We start from the raw sequence: 15,885 nt of genomic DNA on the forward strand, positions 1-15,885 counted from the left end.
AAAATCTCTGCAGGCCGAACGCCAAAAAAATGGCGCGGGGTGGAGCAGCCAGGTAGCTCGTCAGGCTCATAACCTGAAGGTCAGAGGTTCAAATCCTCTCCCCGCAACCAATATATCCTCGCAGAAACAAACGTTTAGCCTCGCATCACGCGGGGCTTTCGGCGTTCCGCCAACTCCCGTGGAAGTACTATGGAAGCAACAGGAGCGGTAAATGGGTGTGTGGCAATTCTGTGACAGGTAGCCCGTAGAACTTTCTTGGGGCTCTCCTGAACAAACGTGGTTTCAGCAAGAAAAGCGCCGAATAGTTTTCGTTGATCAGGTCAAGTCATTGGCAAGAGCCTTACGTGGACATGGACTGCCACGCTTTGATTCGGAAAATTCTTTGACACATATCATTTTGATATTTTTGCCAACGTGCAGAATTCTTTGCGTTTGCGCAAAACGGGGGAAGATTAGTGAATTTTTTTAGAAAAATGGTTTTGGCAAGTTTGGTTGTTCCGATATCGCAAACAGCATGGGCTCAATCCGAGTGTAGCGTGGATACGCTGCCACCACTTCCCGATGTGAAATATCTAACGGTGCAGCAACTGCCGGAACCGGTTGCTCATTGCAAGGTTGCAGGGGTGATCGGGACCGAGACCAATTTCGAGCTTTTGTTGCCGGACATGTGGAATGGAAAATTTGTCATGGGAGGTGGTGGTGGTTTCGTCGGTTCGGTCGTCAACGTGGCTTTGGCCTATGGTGCGTTGCAGAAAGGCTATGCCACGGTGGGTACCGACACTGGCCATCAAGGTCACCCAATCGACGCAAGCTGGGCCCTGAACAACCTTGAGCGAGTCGTAAGCTTTGGCCACCAAGCCGTGCATCGAACGGCAGTCACGGCCAAGGCGCTGACAGCGGAATATTACGGAAAGCCCAGTGCCCGCGACCTTTTCATTGGATGTTCGCGCGGCGGCGGGCAGGGAATGATGGAGTCACAGCGCTATCCGGACGATTTCGACGGTATCGTTGCAGGCGCGCCGGCCTATAACTGGACCCACGCGCTGGGTGCCGGTGCGGTGCTGATCAGCCAAGCCATGTTCCCTGACCCCAACGATCTCGGGCGCGCCGTGATTGGGCCTGAGGATCAGCAACTGATTGGGGAGGCCGTTCTGACCTAATGCGATGCGTTGGATGGCATTGAGGATGGCATCCTCATGGACCCGCGCCAATGCGACTTCGATGTATCCACATTGGCTTGTACCGAGGGTCAGAACAGCGGTTGTCTGTCTGAAGAGCAGATCGCCGCTGCCAATGCCATTTACGATGGTCCGAAGGACCCGCAAGGGCAGCTCTTTCCGGGGTTCCCTGTGGGCGGTGAGCTTAGCCCGTCAGGCTGGGGGAACTGGATGACTGGCGGTCTGGACGTGGGCATGGACCTGAGCCATTTCCAGGAGGGCGTAGAAACGGCGGGCGGATTTGAATTGCCGCCAATGCCAAACGCTTTGTTCGGGTTCGGCAATGGGGTTTTGCAATACCTTGTCTATCACGACCCTGACTGGAGTTATGCCGAACAGGACTGGGATACTTTCCGCGAAGATGTGAAGACGGCCGCGCAGACCTTGAATGCAACTGACCCCGACCTTGCGGCATTTCGAGACCACGGCGGCAAGTTGTTGCTTTTCAACTCGTGGAACGACATGGCAGCAACTGCCTATGGCACGATCCAGTATTATGAAGAAGTATTGGCAAATGACCCCAGTGCCTTGGATGACGTGCGGTTGTTCATCATGCCGGGTGTGGATCACTGTTCCGGCGGTATAGGCCCGGATTGGGTCGATTATCTCGACGTGATCGATGAGTGGGTGGAAACCGGAGTTGCGCCCAACAGCGTGTTGGCGGTCTGGCGCGAGACATTGGGTCACGGTACCGGCGCGCGTCCCGTATGTGCCTATCCAAAAGTGGCGCAGTATGACGGTGCGGGCGATCCTCGCGATCCGGCAAGCTTTACCTGCGCAGAGCCTTGAACCCGGTGATTTTGGTGAGAACGCGAACATGAAGAAACGTCCTATCGTTCATATTTGGGTCTTCGTGTTGCTGGCTGTGCTGCCGATTTGGCCGGATTGCGCGGCGGCAAAAGACTTACATGTTCTGGCCTCTCTGCTGGCTGAGAACCGCTTCCAAGGTGTCGTTGAGGCCCACGATGAACTAACAATCAAACCAGACCACCACGAAGTGGGCACGCCAGAAAACCCGTTTTTTGTCGGAAAAACGGACTTTGGATGTCGAACGTCAGCAGAATTAGTTAAGTGGCGCCCACGGGAGGACTCGAACCCCCAACAGCCCGATTAGAAGTCGGATATTCTATCCAGTTGAATTACGTGGGCGCAGGTGAGCTTTTATTGACAATGTCAGTAGACAAGTCAACTTGGTAATTTTGTGGTGATATTACCAGTTTTTAGCCATTTAATATCAATCAGGTACGTGAATTGGGCGCTATTGTAGCTCTATCCAGTTGAGCTAAGGAACCGGTGAGTCTTTCAGGGCCGGGTTTCAAGGGGCAATCGCAGGAAGAATGAGCCGGACCTCGTAAGCGCAGCGGACCATCCCGCATTAGGTGTAAGCGCCTTACTTTCAGCGACGCATTTCCAGCAAAAAATGCCGACTGTCAGAGTTCGGAGTAGCGTAGATCTCGAAAGACAGGCATACCTGCGCGCGTACATCATCACCAAGATTGGTCAACGCATCTGCAGTGAGAAACAAAAATTATGCAAGTGGAGCGTGTGTTGATCGACCGCGCGTCGGTCCGTCGACGAAAGCGGGCATGCTCCACTTCGCTGTCATATCCTGCTGGATGAAGCACACCCATTGATATGCGCGGTCCGTGTGAAGACCGGTTGTGCAGAGTGCTGGAGCTGGAAACAGCCCAACCTCCGGCGGGCCAAGATTTACGGCGGCGAAAGATTCCGCGCCCTATGAATATCCTTCGGGGTGCCCCTGTCATTGACCGGCACGCCGCTTCAGGCACTTGGCTTTCCTGTTCAGACGAACCGTTTTGCTCAAGGGCCCGCCCATCGGCTCGCGGCCAACCTTGATGCTTCGTGGAAGCGGGATATGCTGCTATAACGCCCAAAAATAAAACCAACAGGGACAGAACCACATGAACAACCGTTTGAGCAAAATCACCATCGTTGGTGGTGGCACGGCAGGCTGGATGACCGCGCTTATCCTTGAGATGGTGTTCTCACGCACATCGGCGCCAAAGGACCGGCCGCGTATCTGCTTGATCGAAAGCCCCAATATCGCAACCGTCGGCGTTGGCGAGGCTACCGTGCCGCGGATGCCGGTCACGCTGCGTCAGGCCGGCATTTCCGAGCGGGATTTCTTCCGCGAGACCAATGCGTCCTTCAAGCTGGGCGTCAAGTTCTGCAACTGGAACAAGGATGCCAAGGGCAATCGCATCGACTATGTGAACCCCTTTGCCCACGGCCAGATGATCGAGGGGCTGGACGCCGCCGAATATTTCCTGCGTTTCGGGAATGGTGATCGGGATTTTACCCAGTCGATCGCACCGCATGATGATCTGGGTCGCCTGTGCAAGGGCGCGCGGCCGCTGGGGCAGCCGGAGTTCGAGCAGCGGTTCGGGTATGCCTATCACCTGGATGCCGTCAAATTTGCCGGGATGCTGACCAAGGTCTGCACCAAGCGCGGCGTCGAGCACATCCAGGACGAGGTGCAGTCGGTCGAACTGGACGAGCAGGGAAATGTCAGCCACCTGATGCTCGAACGCAAGGGCCGTCATGACATCGAAATGGTCATCGACTGTACCGGGTTCCGCGGCCTGATCATCAACCAGGCGCTTGGCGAACCTTTCATGGACTATTCGGATTACCTGCCCAACGACCGCGCGATGGCGTTGCAGATCGAACACCCCGACCCGGACAAGATCGAAAGCCTGACGCGCGCCACTGCCCTTGGTGCCGGGTGGACATGGCGGGTGCCGCTGTTCAACCGCGTGGGCACCGGCTATGTGTTTTCCTCGGCGCATCGGACCGACGATCAGGCGGCGGATGAGTACCTGGAATGGTTGGGGGACAGCGGCAAAGGCGCGACTCCGCGCGTGATCCCGATGCGGATCGGACGCGTGCGCAACGCCTGGGTCAAGAACTGCGTGGCGATCGGTCTGGCGGGCGGGTTCATCGAACCGCTCGAGAGCACCGCGATCCACATGATCGATCACGCGGTGCGCTGGTTTGCCGAACATCTGCCGACCAAGGCCATCGAGCCCTCTTTGAGGACACGGTACAACCGGCAGATGAACAAGCTCTATGACGAGGTTCTGGAGTTCATCTGCCTGCATTATCGTCTGGGCAATCGCACGGATGACCAGTACTGGATCGACGCGCGCACTCAGTTGAAAGTGCCGGATCGGTTGGCCGAAAATCTCGACCTGTGGCAGAATCGTCTGCCCCTAGAGCGCGACATCGAATTCGCCACCCTGTTCGACTATCGTGTCTATCAAACGGTTCTGCTGGGCAAGCAGGTCTATGACACCGGATACGGCCCCGGCATTCGCGAACGTCTGCGGCCGCTGAAAAAGCCGATCTGGTTCCAGTGGTGGAAAGGGGCCAAGATGGATCTTGCAAAGATCCTCAAGACGATGCCCGACCACAAGACCTTGCTGCTGGATATACGCGGAGAGCTGGAACGCCCGGCCTTCGGCAAGGCAGTCGCGGCGAAACCGACCGTGGCGATGCCTGGAACAGTTCCGGCGCCGGTGGTCGTTCAGAACATGCCGAACCTCGCCGAGATCCGCAGCGGAGCAAAGGATCTTCAGCTGTTCTAGGGCACAAGGGTACGTGCCTGGCTGACGGGCGGCGGCTGGCAAGTCGCCGTCGGTCACGTTCTCAGGCCGCTTGGCGTAGGCCACACCACACCGGTTCCGAACGCGCCGGTCACGTCAGAACGGGCGTCGACCTTGGTAACCGCGTCCAAAAGCCCAAATGGGCTCATCGACGGTCGGATAGCGGGTTTTGCGGAAAAATTTGGTGGAGCCTAGGGGAGTCGAACCCCTGACCTCTTGCATGCCATGCAAGCGCTCTCCCAACTGAGCTAAGGCCCCATTCCGGTACCGCCGTGGCGGTGGACGGACGTTTATGAAACGGCGTCGGTGAGTGCAAGAGCAAAAATCGAAAATCTGTCAAAAAAGTCGATGTTCGATCCGATGCGCCGATCCGGGCGGGGCGGCACCGGGTGCCGCCCACGCCAATTCAGGAATCTTCATCTTCCGACGCGACGTCGGTGATGTCGTCCAACGAGACGTTGTCATCGTCATCGTCTTCCAGGATGTCGTCGTCCAGATCGACATCGACGGCGTCGTCATCGTCCAGTACCAGGTCGTCATCCGACGCGGCCTCGCGGGCCTTGACGGATGCGGCATCTTCGGCATCCGCCGCGATCATCCGGCTCTTGCCGGTTTCCAATTCAACGATCTCGCCGGTGTAGGGGCTGATGATCGGGTCCTTGTTCAGGTCGTAAAACCGCTTTCCGGTGGTCGGGCAAACGCGCTTTACGCCCCATTCTTCCTTGGGCATGTCAATTCCCCTTGATATCAGGTGAGTCGTATCAACGATTCAGGTCACCTGCCACATGCGGCGGGCACTGTCAAAGCCTTTGCGCCAAGGAGAATGCACCATGGGGCGACATTCACTGCCCGGCCACCCGCCTGTCGCCCTGACGCTTCGGAAATCGGCGCGCGCGCGCCGCATCAGCCTGCGAATCTCGCAATTGGACGGCCGGGTTACGCTGACCTACCCGCAGAGCGTTCCCGAATCCGAGGCGATCGGCTTTGCTCGCACGAAAGAAGACTGGATCCGCCAGCATCTTCGCGCCCGTCCCGAGCCGGCGGTCATTCAATTCGGCCAGACACTGCCGGTCGAGGGGGTGCCCCGGCGAATCGTGCCTGCGGAGAGGCGGCGCGTCGTCCTGGAGGCGGACCGGATTGCCGTGCCCGAGGGGGCCGAGGCCCGGCGGCTGGCCCGGTTCCTGAAAGAGCTGGCGCGGGATCGCCTGACCGGGGCCTGCGATGACTATGCCGCGATGCTGGGCCGGGCTTATTCCAGCCTCACCCTGCGCGATACGCGCTCGCGTTGGGGGTCGTGCAGTTCGGCGGGTGGCTTGATGTTTTCCTGGCGGCTGATTCTGGCCCCGCCCGAGGTTCTGCACTATGTCGCCGCGCACGAGGTGGCCCATCTGGCCGAGATGAACCATTCGCCGGCGTTCTGGACGCAGGTCGAGCGTCTGTTCGGCCCATATCAAGCACCGCGGCGCTGGCTGCGCGACAACGGGGCCGAACTGCACCGGTACCGGTTCGAGGCAGGCTCCGGTTGACCCCGTCGGGATTTGTGATCACATGGAGCCATGCAGACCGCCCGAAACCCCGACTCGCAATCCGCCACCCATGACCAGGTCTATCGCGCCTTGCGGTCGCGCATCATGCACGGCGAAATCGCGCCGGGGCAGGCCCTGACCCTGCGCGGCATCGGCAAGGAATTCGATGTTTCGATGACCCCCGCGCGCGAGGCGGTGCGCCGGCTGGTGGCCGAGGGAGCGTTGTTTCTGTCCAGTTCGGGGCGGGTGTCGACGCCCGAGCTCAGCAACGACCGGATCGAGGAGCTGGCCGCCCTGCGGGCGCTGCTCGAGGTCGAACTGGCCAGCCGCGCCCTGCCGCGGGCCCACATGGCCCTGATCGACCGGCTGCAGAGCATCAACATGTCGGTCGCGGAAATGGTGACCAAGCGTGATGCGGTGGGCTATATCCGCGCCAATCTCGAATTCCACCGCACGCTGTACTTGCGCGCACAAGCGCCGGCGATGCTGGCCATGGCGGAAACCGTCTGGCTGCAGCTGGGGCCGACCATGCGGGCGCTTTATGGCCGCTTGCGCCGGACCGAACCGCCGCATTATCACAAGCTGATCATCGCCGCGCTCAAGGCCGGGGACGAGCCTGGCCTGCGGCTGGCGGTACGCTCGGACGTCACTCAGGGTCTGCGTCTGCTGGTCAGCTGAGCAAAGACCTGCGCAGAGGCGCAAATCTGGCTGGCCGCACGGCGCCAAGCTGGCGTCGGAAGGGCGGTTGCGCTAGGCTGGCGGCAACAACGAACAAGAGCAGATGCCAGCCATGATCGATCGACGGATGTTTGCACTGGGGCTGGGCTTCGGCCTGCTGACGGCCTGCGCGGGCGGGACGACGCAGACCCACGCCACGGTCACGCGGATGCAGCCGGTGCCCAACGCCGGCTGGGACGCCTGGGTTGCCGGTTTCAAGGCCCGCGCGGCCGGTCAGGGGATCTCGCAGGCGACCATCGACCGGGCATTCCGAGGCGCGGGGTATCTGCCCGACGTGATCGAGCGCGACCGCAATCAGGTCGAGTTCAAGCGCTCGCTCGAGGACTATCTGGCCATCGCCGCTTCGGACGAGCGAATCAGCAAGGGCCGCCAGATGCTGCAGCGTCACAATGGCACGCTGACCCAGATCGAATCGCGCTATGGCGTGGACAAGGAAATCGTCGTGGCCATCTGGGGGTTGGAAAGCCGGTATGGCGAGCGGCGCGGTGACGTGCCGGTGATCTCGGCCCTGTCGACGCTGGCCTATGATGGCCGGCGGGGCGCGTTCTTTGAAAAGCAGCTGATCGCGGCGCTGAAGATCCTGCAGAACGGTGACACGACGCCCGACACGATGGCCGGCAGCTGGGCGGGCGCCATGGGGCATACGCAGTTCATCCCAACCTCGTACCTGGCCTATGCGGTCGATTTCACAGGTGACGGGCGGCGAGACATCTGGTCCGACGACCCGACGGATTCGCTGGCCTCGACGGCGGCCTACCTGTCGCGCGCGGGCTGGGTGCGGGGCCAGCCTTGGGGTGGCGAGGTCGGATCACCGCCCGCCAGTTCTGGTACGCCTGTCGCTATCCTGCAGCCGCAGAAACCCGGACCCCGCATTGCCGTGTTCCGCAATTTCCAGGTGATCAAGCGCTACAACAACTCCGACAGCTATGCGATCGGCGTCGGGCATCTGGCCGACCGGATAGCGGGCGGAGGGCCGTTCCAGGCGTCATTCGGACCGGATGAAAATGGTCTGACGCTCGAGGACCGCAAGACGCTGCAGCGCCGTTTGACGGCCGCGGGCTATGATACGCAGGGCGCGGACGGGGTGATCGGGAACAACACCAAGGCCGCCATCAGCGCCTATCAGCGCGCCAGCGGCCTGCCGGTGACGGGTGTACCCTCGGTCAGCCTTTTGCGGGCGCTGGGCGGCTGATGGCTCAGGCCGCCAGCCCCTTGGAGCCCAGATCCAGGAATTTCTGACGCCGGTCCTTGATCAGCACGGCGGCATCCTTGCCGTCCAGCTCTTTCAGCATGTCGGCAATTGCCTTGCCCACAGCCTTGATCGTGGCCGGACGATCGCGATGCGCACCGCCCTTGGGTTCGGGGATGATCCGGTCGCAGACGCCCAACTTGTGTAGGTCCTGCGCGGTCAGGCGCAGCGCCTCGGCGGCTTCACGCATCTTCTCGGCGTCTTTCCACAGGATCGACGCGCAGCCCTCGGGCGAGATCACCGAATAGATCGAGTGTTCCAGCATCGCGACCCGGTTGGCCGTGGCAAAGGCCACCGCACCGCCCGAGCCCCCTTCGCCGATGATTACCGACACCAGCGGTACTCCGATCTTCAGGCACATCTCGGTTGACCGGGCAATCGCCTCGGACTGGCCGCGCTCTTCTGCGCCCTTGCCGGGATAGGCGCCGGCCGTATCCACCAGCGTGATCACCGGCAGGCCGAACCGGTTGGCCAGGTCCATCAGGCGCACCGCCTTGCGATAGCCTTCGGGGCGGGCCATGCCGAAATTGCGCTCGATCCGCGATTTGGTGTCCGAGCCCTTCTCGTGTCCGATCACCATCACCGGCCGGTCGTTGAACCGCGCCAGCCCGCCGATCACCGCCAGGTCGTCGGCAAAGTTGCGGTCGCCGGCCAAGGGCGTGAACTCGGTGAACAGGGCCTCGACATAGTCCTTGCAATGGGGGCGTTCGGGGTGACGGGCCACCTGGCATTTCCGCCAGGGGGTCAGGTCCCGGTACAGCTCGTCCAGCAGCTTGGCCGCCTTGGCGTCCAGCGCAGCGGCTTCCTCGGTCACGTCCATCTCTTCGTTGGCGCGGGCCAGGGCGCGCAGCTCTTCGGCCTTGCCTTCGATCTCGGCCAGCGGTTTTTCGAAATCCAGATACTGGGTCATGACGCCTCTCAACGCGAAAGTTCCACGCTATATGACCCGAGGTCGCCCCGGATGCAACTCGGCTTGTCCCGCGCGGGCGGCAAATTCACGCAACCATCGCCAGGTGGATGGGCGCAGCGCCTTGCAGCAAAGTCCGGCCCGCCGTAGTCTGGGCGCAAAGCAGATCGCCGCAATCAACCTGGGCCTGGTTCAAGCGGCGCAGATCAGGGAGATGACGATGAACGTTTTTTGCAAGGGGGTGGCTGCCGCGGTCGTTGCACTTGTGGCAGGCGCGTCCTACGCCGCGCCGCTGAAGCTGCAGCCCGCCAATCCGCAACCTTCGGGACTGAAGTCCGGGTTGAACGTGAAATATGCGTGGGAGGGCAATCCGCCGCGCAAGATTCAAACAGTCACCAAGGCCAAGCAGATGATGAAGAAGGCCCAGCCGGGCGCGCCGCTGCGGGGACTTGATTATCGCGATACCGAGGAGGGCGACCCGGTTCTGACCTACAATCAAGCCTACAACGTGGCGGCAGAGATCACGGGCTACATCCGCTTTGACTCGCCGGGCATCTATGAATTGGAAACCTGGTCGAATGACGGGATCGATGCCTATGTCGGCGGCCAGCAGATCGGCTACTTCAACGGGCGCCAAGGGTGCGAGGCCAACCAACGCACCGAGGTCGAGGTGCCGCAAGCCGGGTGGTATCCGCTCAAGATCAATTATTTCCAGAAATACGGGACCTCTTGCCTGATGATGAAATGGGGCAAGCAGGGCGAGCGATTCACTTGGACGCCAAACGACGTTTTTGGCCGCTGAGGGTCTTTGAACCTTGCAAAAAAAGGCACCCGATCGGGTGCCTTTTTTCGTTTGGGCGCGATGGGTCGGTCAACCGTTCGCGGCGATCAGCTCGGCCTGTGCCACGATCACCTCGGCCTGCTTGATCGAGGCGATATCGACCAACCGCCCCTTGTAGACGGTGGCGCCTTCGCCATTGGCCTTGGCTTGCTCCATCGCGGCCAGGATTTCGCGCGCTTCGGCCACCGCCTCGTCCGACGGGGTGAAGACCTGATTGGCCAGCGCGATCTGCTTGGGGTGGATCGCCCATTTGCCGACCATGCCCAGCGTCGCCGAACGGCGCGCCTGCGCGATATAGCCTTCGTCGTCCGAGAAGTCGCCGAACGGCCCGTCGACCGGCAGCACCCCATGGGTGCGGCAGGCGGCCACAATGGCAGCCTGTGCCCAATGCCACGGGTCCGACCAGTATTTCTGGCCCTCGCGCAGCATGTAGTAGTTTTCCTGCGTGCCGCCGATTCCCGTGGTCTGCATCCCCATCGAGGCGGCGAAATCGGCCGCGCCCAGGCTCATGGCCTGCAGGCGTGGTGAGGAGGCCGCGATTTCCTCGACATGGGCGATACCGGCGGCGGATTCGATGATGACTTCAAAGCTGATCGGCTTGGTGCGGCCCTTTGCGCGTTCAATCGCAGTGACCAAGGCGTCAACCGCATAGACATCCTCTGCGCAGCCGACTTTGGGGATCATGATCTGATCCAGCCGGTCGCTGGCCTGTTCCAGCAGGTCCACCACGTCGCGGTACCAATAGGGCGTGTCCAGCCCGTTGATGCGCACCGACATGTACTTGTTGCCCCAATCCACGGTGTTCAGCGCCTCGATCACGTTGGCGCGGGCGGTGTCCTTGTCGGACGGGGCCACCGAATCTTCTAGGTCGAGGTTGATCACGTCCGCAGCCGAGGCGGCCATCTTGGGGAACAGCTTGGTGTTGGATCCGGGGCCGAACAGCTGACAGCGGTTTGGTCGCGCCGGGGCGGCGGGTTGGATACGAAAGCTCATCGGCACCTCGCTGGGTAATGAAATTACGATTTCAGTTGGCAATTGGGTATTAAATTGCGCGACCCTGCGCAAGCCTGATTGTGCAGTTGCGGCAATGCTGTTGCAGAAAGCTGTGCGTAGCCCCCGGAACGCGGCGGTCAAAGTTTCATCATTTTGAAAATTTCGAAGCTTTTTGCGCTATTCGGGGGAATCTTGCAAAATTCTCCGTTCGATGTGCGGCAGGTCGGAGGAAAATGAGAAACGCTCGTTGACGGCCTTCAATAGGTTGGGGCGGAAGAAAAGGAGAGCGCGCGATGATCGAGACACCGTACCTGCTGTTTTTGGGCGATGCCCCCGACCAATTGGCCGCCAAGGTCGCGATCGGCATTCGGGACTGGCGCCCGGAAAACGCCGTGGGTCAGCTGCGGATGGAGGGCTGCAAGGCCGATCTGGGCCTGACCGACATGACCCTGGCCGAAGGTAAGGCCGCCGGCGCCAAGACGTTGGTGATCGGTGTCGCGAACCGCGGTGGCGTCATCAGCCAGGCCTGGAAAGAGGTCCTGATCGCCGCGCTGGAAATGGGCTATGACCTGGCTTCGGGCCTGCACAACCTGCTGCGCGACGAAGGCGATCTGGTGGCCGCGGCCCAGACTCATGGCTGCACCCTGCATGACGTTCGCGTCCCTACCGTGGGCTATCCGATTGCCAACGGGCGCAAACGCAACGGCAAGCGCTGTCTGGCGGTGGGCACTGATTGTTCGGTGGGCAAGATGTACACGGCCATGTCGATGGATGCCGAGATGCGCAAGCGCGGCATGAAATCGACCTTCCGCGCCACCGGCCAGACCGGCATTCTGATCACCGGGCAGGGCGTTCCGCTTGACGCCGTGGTGGCCGATTTCATGGCCGGTTCCGTCGAATACCTGACACCCGAGAACGATCCCGATCACTGGGATCACATCGAGGGGCAGGGGTCGCTGTTCCATGTCTCGTATTCCGGCGTGACCATGGCGCTGATCCATGGCGGTCAGCCGGATGCTCTGGTCCTGTGCCACGAGCCGACCCGCACCCACATGCGCGGTCTGCCGGAATATTCCCTGCCGACGCTGGAGCAGCTGCGCGATACGGCCCTGCCTTTGGCGCGCGTCGCCAACCCTGCCTGCCAGGTCGCGGGTGTGTCGATCAACACACAGCACCTAAGCGAGGAGGACGCGAAAGCCTACATCGCCAAGGTCGAGGCCGAGATGGGCCTGCCGGCTACGGATCCGTACCGGTTCGGCGCGGGCAAGCTGGTGGACGCGCTGGCCGCGATGTGATCCAACCGGGGCGCCGATGGCGGGCGTACCCGCCTCCGGCGCTGGAAACTGCAATGACAAAGGAGTGGGCGCGTGCAGATCGACGTCTCTCGTGATGTGTTCCAGTTGGCGCAGGTGTTCACCATCTCGCGCGGGTCGCGGACCGAGGCAAAGGTATTGACGGTGCGCCTGACGGATGGGGCGCATCAAGGCTGGGGCGAATGTGTGCCTTATGCCCGGTATGACGAAACGCTGGAGTCGGTCCAGGCCGAGATCCGCGGTTTGCCCGACACGTTCACGCGCCAGTCGCTGATGGACCTGCTGCCCGCCGGTGCCGCGCGCAATGCGGTCGATTGCGCTCTGTGGGACCTTGAGGCCAAGCAGGCGGGAAAGCGCGCTTGGGAACTGGCCGGCCTGCCCGAACCCAAGCCCGAGATTACCGCCTATACCCTTTCGCTGGATACGCCCGACGCGATGCGGGCGCAGGCGGCGAAGAATGCGCATCGTCCGCTGTTGAAGATCAAGCTGGGCACGCCCGACGACATGCCGCGGCTTGAGGCCGTGCGAGCCGGGGCGCCCGATGCCCGGATCATCGTGGATGCCAACGAGGGCTGGTCGGCCGAGGTCTATGCAGATCTGGCGCCGCATCTGGTGCGTTTGGGCGTCGCGCTGGTCGAACAGCCGCTGCCCGCCGGCGATGACGAGGCGCTGATCGGGCTGGAGCGCCCGGTGCCGGTCTGCGCCGACGAGAGCTGCCACGATCGCGCCAGCCTGCCCGGCTTGAAGGGCAAATATGACGTGATCAACATCAAGCTGGACAAGACCGGCGGTCTGACCGAGGCGCTGGAATTGCGCCGCGCGGCGCAGGCCGAGGGTTATGGCATCATGGTGGGCTGCATGGTCGGCAGCTCTCTGGCGATGGCGCCTGCGACACTGGTGGCGCAGGGGGCGCTGGTGACGGACCTTGACGGCCCGCTTCTGTTGGCCGAAGACCGCGATACACCGCTGGTTTTCGACGAGGCCGGCGTACACCCGCCGCAGGCGGCGCTCTGGGGGTGACGCGCTGTGGCGAGGAATGGGCGCAGCCCAAGGACGAGAAGGATATGACATGACCCGCACCGTTTACGTGAACGGCGAATACCTGCCCGAGACCGAAGCCAAGGTCTCGATCTTCGACCGAGGCTTTCTGATGGCGGATGCCGTCTATGAGGTGACCAGCGTGCTGGATGGCAAGCTGATCGATTTCGAGGGTCACGCGGTGCGCCTGAAGCGGTCGCTGGACGAATTGCAGATGGCCGAACCCTGCAGCAAGGACGAACTGCTCGAAATCCATCGCAAGCTGGTCGAGCTGAACGGCATCAACGAGGGGCTGGTCTATCTGCAGGTCACCCGAGGCAGCGACGGCGACCGCGATTTCGTCTTCCCCTCGGCCGACACCAAGCCGACGCTGGTGCTGTTCACTCAGAACAAGCCCGGTCTGGCTGACAACCCCGCGGCCAGGAAAGGGGCCAAGATCATCTCGATCGAGGATATCCGCTGGGGCCGCCGCGACATTAAAACGGTGCAACTGTTGTACCCGTCTATGGGCAAGATGATGGCCAAGGCCGCTGGGTGTGACGATGCCTGGATGATCGAAGACGGGTATGTCACCGAAGGCACCAGCAACAACGCCTATATCGTCAAGAACGGCAAGATCGTCACCCGCCCGCTGTCGAACGACATCCTGCACGGGATTACCCGCAAGGCGGTGTTGCGCATGGCGGCCGAGGCGCAGATGGAAGTCGAGGAGCGCCTGTTCACCATCGACGAAGCAAAAGAGGCCGACGAGGCTTTTACCACTTCGGCCAGCGCTTTCGTAATGCCTGTGGTCGAGATCGACGGCGTAGCGCTGGGCGACGGTACACCCGGCCCGATCGCCACGCGGCTGCGCGAGATTTATCTGGACGAAAGCCGCAAAGCAGCGATCTGAACACCAAGGCCCGCCGATCTGGCGGGCCTTTTTTGTTTTGGCGTCAGTCTTTTTTGCCGACGTTTTCCTCGAACGCGACCTTGAAGGCGGCCTGTTTTTCGGGGCTGGCCTCGGTCTGGTATTTGGATTTCCACTCATCCATGGTCATGCCATAGAAAATCTTGCGGGCTTCGTCCTTGCCCATTTCGATGCCTTTTTCATTGGCGGCCTCCTGATACCACCGCGCCAGGCAGTTTCGGCAGAACCCGGCCAGGTTCATCATGTCGATGTTCTGAACGTCGGTGCGGTCCTGCATCAGGTGTTTTTGCAGGCGGCGGAAAGCGGCGGCCTGCAGTTCGATCTCGGTCTTGGGGTCCATGGTCGGGCTCCGGTTTGAGGGATTTGATCCAGACCTAGCAAGCCCGTGACCATTGCACAACGCGCCGGTTCAGACCAGCTTGAGGGCAATCCAGGGCATCAGGCAGAAGATCAGGGTCAGGATCTTGTAGTTCGCAAGATACTTGAAATAGGCCTTTCTGACCTCGGCCTTGTCCATCTGGAACATGCGGCTGTGAATGGCGGCAATGCGGTCCTGCAGGGCCACCACCATCAGGGTCGACAGCAGCAGGACCGCAAAGTTCAGAACGGTCATCCAGCCGAAAAAGGCTGTCAGGGTTTCAGGTGTCATGACGGCCTCCTTTCACCCCAAAAAATGGGGATTGCCCGCGCGCCGCGCAAGAGAGCGGGCGTCGTTTGGTCGCGGATTTTACGAGCGTTACAGACCGCTTGCGGCCAGCGCGTCCTGCAGGATCGGTGCCAGCCGCTCAGCCCAGGCGCGTTGCCCGGCATGATCGGCGATCAGGTCGTTGCGCAGCTCGATCAGTGCGTTGGGGCGGCCAAAGGCGGTGGCGTGCCGGTCGATCGCATCCCCCGGCAGCACGCCGGTATAGGGTTCGTTGACGCCGACGCACAGATCCCCCTCGGCCCGCAGCCGGTCGATCAGCGGGGCCGAGAACCGCTCGTCCGCGGTGTGCAGGATGCCGACATGCCACGGGCGCGGCGGGCGGCCCCGCAACTGGCGCGTGAAGGAATGCATCGAGACGATCACGTCGTGGGGCAGGGCGGCCATCTTGGCCAGCGCCTCGTGATAAGGACGATAGCACAGGTTCAGGCGCCGTTCGCGCTCGGCGGCGTCGGCATGACGGTTGGCCGGAATGATCGACCCGTCATACAGCTTCATCAACAGGGTCGGGTCGTCCTCGCCCCGGTTCGGGTCGATCACCAGCCGCGAGAAATTGGCCGCGATCACCGGCGCGTTCAGGATCTCGCCCAGATGTTTCGACACCTCGTAGGCGCCCACGTCATAGGCGATGTGGCGCTCCATGTCCTCACGCGGAAGGCCGAGGTCGCCGCCGTTGATCTGCGGTGGTACGGTGTTGGTGGCGTGGTCGCACGTGATCAGCCAGCGGGACGGGCGATCCGCCCCGTGCACGTAAAACGGAGTGTATGTCATGAGCCTGTCATCTTGTTTGTCGCAGGTGTAGGGCAGTTGCCTCGGAAAGGGAA

At 61.5% G+C, this 15,885-nt stretch carries 14 protein-coding genes, 3 tRNA genes and 1 pseudogene; 10 read left to right on the forward strand and 8 right to left on the reverse strand.

Going from position 1 to position 15,885, the window contains the following annotated elements:
• Positions 1 to 33 precede the first annotated feature (33 nt).
• Positions 34 to 110: transfer RNA gene (locus AC2FNS_RS10575), tRNA-Met, on the forward strand.
• 468 nt (positions 111 to 578) lie between these two features.
• A pseudogene (locus AC2FNS_RS10580) lies at positions 579 to 2,006 on the forward strand (tannase/feruloyl esterase family alpha/beta hydrolase).
• A gap of 283 nt (positions 2,007 to 2,289) precedes the next feature.
• Here the strand turns inward: AC2FNS_RS10580 and AC2FNS_RS10585 are convergent.
• A tRNA-Arg gene (locus tag AC2FNS_RS10585) sits at positions 2,290 to 2,366 on the reverse strand.
• Between the two features lie 773 nt (positions 2,367 to 3,139).
• Between AC2FNS_RS10585 and AC2FNS_RS10590 the strand changes: the two genes are divergently transcribed.
• Positions 3,140 to 4,825: a tryptophan halogenase family protein gene (locus tag AC2FNS_RS10590; protein WP_496711174.1), complete on the forward strand. Its 1,686-nt coding sequence runs from the start codon at positions 3,140 to 3,142 to the stop codon at positions 4,823 to 4,825.
• Between the two features lie 200 nt (positions 4,826 to 5,025).
• Here AC2FNS_RS10590 and AC2FNS_RS10595 read toward each other — a convergent pair.
• Positions 5,026 to 5,101: transfer RNA gene (locus AC2FNS_RS10595), tRNA-Ala, on the reverse strand.
• A gap of 148 nt (positions 5,102 to 5,249) precedes the next feature.
• Complete coding sequence (locus AC2FNS_RS10600; RefSeq protein WP_496679461.1) at positions 5,250 to 5,573, reverse strand: TIGR02300 family protein; 324 nt, start codon at positions 5,571 to 5,573, stop codon at positions 5,250 to 5,252.
• A gap of 100 nt (positions 5,574 to 5,673) precedes the next feature.
• Between AC2FNS_RS10600 and AC2FNS_RS10605 the strand changes: the two genes are divergently transcribed.
• The 3 genes from AC2FNS_RS10605 to AC2FNS_RS10615 all read left to right on the forward strand — a co-directional run bounded on the left by AC2FNS_RS10605 (position 5,674) and on the right by AC2FNS_RS10615 (position 8,299).
• Positions 5,674 to 6,369: a M48 family metallopeptidase gene (locus AC2FNS_RS10605; protein WP_496688693.1), complete on the forward strand. Its 696-nt coding sequence runs from the start codon at positions 5,674 to 5,676 to the stop codon at positions 6,367 to 6,369.
• 30 nt (positions 6,370 to 6,399) lie between these two features.
• Positions 6,400 to 7,047 (forward strand): FCD domain-containing protein, encoded by a 648-nt coding sequence (locus tag AC2FNS_RS10610; protein WP_490361228.1) that lies wholly within the window; start codon positions 6,400 to 6,402, stop codon positions 7,045 to 7,047.
• Between the two features lie 112 nt (positions 7,048 to 7,159).
• A complete protein-coding gene (locus AC2FNS_RS10615) occupies positions 7,160 to 8,299 on the forward strand; it encodes a lytic murein transglycosylase (RefSeq protein ID WP_496711175.1) in 1,140 nt (379 codons plus the stop codon).
• Between the two features lie 4 nt (positions 8,300 to 8,303).
• On the opposite strand, the gene AC2FNS_RS10620 is transcribed toward AC2FNS_RS10615, so the two are convergent.
• Complete coding sequence (locus tag AC2FNS_RS10620; protein WP_496679454.1) at positions 8,304 to 9,266, reverse strand: acetyl-CoA carboxylase carboxyltransferase subunit alpha; 963 nt, start codon at positions 9,264 to 9,266, stop codon at positions 8,304 to 8,306.
• A gap of 217 nt (positions 9,267 to 9,483) precedes the next feature.
• Between AC2FNS_RS10620 and AC2FNS_RS10625 the strand changes: the two genes are divergently transcribed.
• On the forward strand, positions 9,484 to 10,065 hold the full coding sequence (locus AC2FNS_RS10625; RefSeq protein ID WP_496711176.1) for a PA14 domain-containing protein: 582 nt from the start codon (positions 9,484 to 9,486) through the stop codon (positions 10,063 to 10,065).
• 69 nt (positions 10,066 to 10,134) lie between these two features.
• Here AC2FNS_RS10625 and AC2FNS_RS10630 read toward each other — a convergent pair whose 3' ends face one another.
• Positions 10,135 to 11,097: an L-malyl-CoA/beta-methylmalyl-CoA lyase gene (locus tag AC2FNS_RS10630; RefSeq protein WP_170453006.1), complete on the reverse strand. Its 963-nt coding sequence runs from the start codon at positions 11,095 to 11,097 to the stop codon at positions 10,135 to 10,137.
• 293 nt (positions 11,098 to 11,390) lie between these two features.
• Here AC2FNS_RS10630 and dgcN point away from each other — a divergent pair, with 293 nt between their 5' ends.
• The 3 genes from dgcN to AC2FNS_RS10645 all read left to right on the forward strand — a co-directional run bounded on the left by dgcN (position 11,391) and on the right by AC2FNS_RS10645 (position 14,340).
• Positions 11,391 to 12,392 (forward strand): N-acetyltransferase DgcN, encoded by a 1,002-nt coding sequence (gene dgcN / locus AC2FNS_RS10635; protein ID WP_496679450.1) that lies wholly within the window; start codon positions 11,391 to 11,393, stop codon positions 12,390 to 12,392.
• A 72-nt stretch (positions 12,393 to 12,464) separates the two neighbouring features.
• Complete coding sequence (gene dgcA, locus AC2FNS_RS10640; RefSeq protein ID WP_496711178.1) at positions 12,465 to 13,430, forward strand: N-acetyl-D-Glu racemase DgcA; 966 nt, start codon at positions 12,465 to 12,467, stop codon at positions 13,428 to 13,430.
• Between the two features lie 49 nt (positions 13,431 to 13,479).
• Complete coding sequence (locus AC2FNS_RS10645) at positions 13,480 to 14,340, forward strand: D-amino-acid transaminase (RefSeq protein WP_496679448.1); 861 nt, start codon at positions 13,480 to 13,482, stop codon at positions 14,338 to 14,340.
• Positions 14,341 to 14,383: 43 nt separating this feature from the next.
• On the opposite strand, the gene AC2FNS_RS10650 is transcribed toward AC2FNS_RS10645, so the two are convergent.
• The 3 genes from AC2FNS_RS10650 to AC2FNS_RS10660 all read right to left on the reverse strand — a co-directional run bounded on the left by AC2FNS_RS10650 (position 14,384) and on the right by AC2FNS_RS10660 (position 15,832).
• Positions 14,384 to 14,698, reverse strand: coding sequence for a DUF1244 domain-containing protein (locus tag AC2FNS_RS10650; RefSeq protein ID WP_496679446.1), 315 nt, complete (start codon positions 14,696 to 14,698; stop codon positions 14,384 to 14,386).
• Between the two features lie 69 nt (positions 14,699 to 14,767).
• Complete coding sequence (locus tag AC2FNS_RS10655) at positions 14,768 to 15,007, reverse strand: DUF6868 family protein (RefSeq protein WP_496679444.1); 240 nt, start codon at positions 15,005 to 15,007, stop codon at positions 14,768 to 14,770.
• An 87-nt stretch (positions 15,008 to 15,094) separates the two neighbouring features.
• Positions 15,095 to 15,832 carry an N-formylglutamate amidohydrolase gene (locus tag AC2FNS_RS10660; RefSeq protein ID WP_496797744.1) on the reverse strand — a complete coding sequence of 246 codons (738 nt, stop codon included), beginning with the start codon at positions 15,830 to 15,832 and terminating at the stop codon, positions 15,095 to 15,097.
• Positions 15,833 to 15,885: the final 53 nt, after the last annotated feature.

It is taken from the genome of Ruegeria sp. BHSA191 (genome assembly GCF_059613325.1).

Coding starts and splice junctions, on each gene's coding strand:
- AC2FNS_RS10590 (WP_496711174.1), top strand. CDS start 3,140: ATGAACAACCGTTTGAGCAAAATCACCATCGTTGGTGGTGGCACGGCA.
- AC2FNS_RS10600 (WP_496679461.1), bottom strand. CDS start 5,573: ATGCCCAAGGAAGAATGGGGCGTAAAGCGCGTTTGCCCGACCACCGGA.
- AC2FNS_RS10605 (WP_496688693.1), top strand. CDS start 5,674: ATGGGGCGACATTCACTGCCCGGCCACCCGCCTGTCGCCCTGACGCTT.
- AC2FNS_RS10610 (WP_490361228.1), top strand. CDS start 6,400: ATGCAGACCGCCCGAAACCCCGACTCGCAATCCGCCACCCATGACCAG.
- AC2FNS_RS10615 (WP_496711175.1), top strand. CDS start 7,160: ATGATCGATCGACGGATGTTTGCACTGGGGCTGGGCTTCGGCCTGCTG.
- AC2FNS_RS10620 (WP_496679454.1), bottom strand. CDS start 9,266: ATGACCCAGTATCTGGATTTCGAAAAACCGCTGGCCGAGATCGAAGGC.
- AC2FNS_RS10625 (WP_496711176.1), top strand. CDS start 9,484: ATGAACGTTTTTTGCAAGGGGGTGGCTGCCGCGGTCGTTGCACTTGTG.
- AC2FNS_RS10630 (WP_170453006.1), bottom strand. CDS start 11,097: ATGAGCTTTCGTATCCAACCCGCCGCCCCGGCGCGACCAAACCGCTGT.
- dgcN (WP_496679450.1), top strand. CDS start 11,391: ATGATCGAGACACCGTACCTGCTGTTTTTGGGCGATGCCCCCGACCAA.
- AC2FNS_RS10645 (WP_496679448.1), top strand. CDS start 13,480: ATGACCCGCACCGTTTACGTGAACGGCGAATACCTGCCCGAGACCGAA.
- AC2FNS_RS10650 (WP_496679446.1), bottom strand. CDS start 14,698: ATGGACCCCAAGACCGAGATCGAACTGCAGGCCGCCGCTTTCCGCCGC.
- AC2FNS_RS10655 (WP_496679444.1), bottom strand. CDS start 15,007: ATGACACCTGAAACCCTGACAGCCTTTTTCGGCTGGATGACCGTTCTG.
- AC2FNS_RS10660 (WP_496797744.1), bottom strand. CDS start 15,832: ATGACATACACTCCGTTTTACGTGCACGGGGCGGATCGCCCGTCCCGC.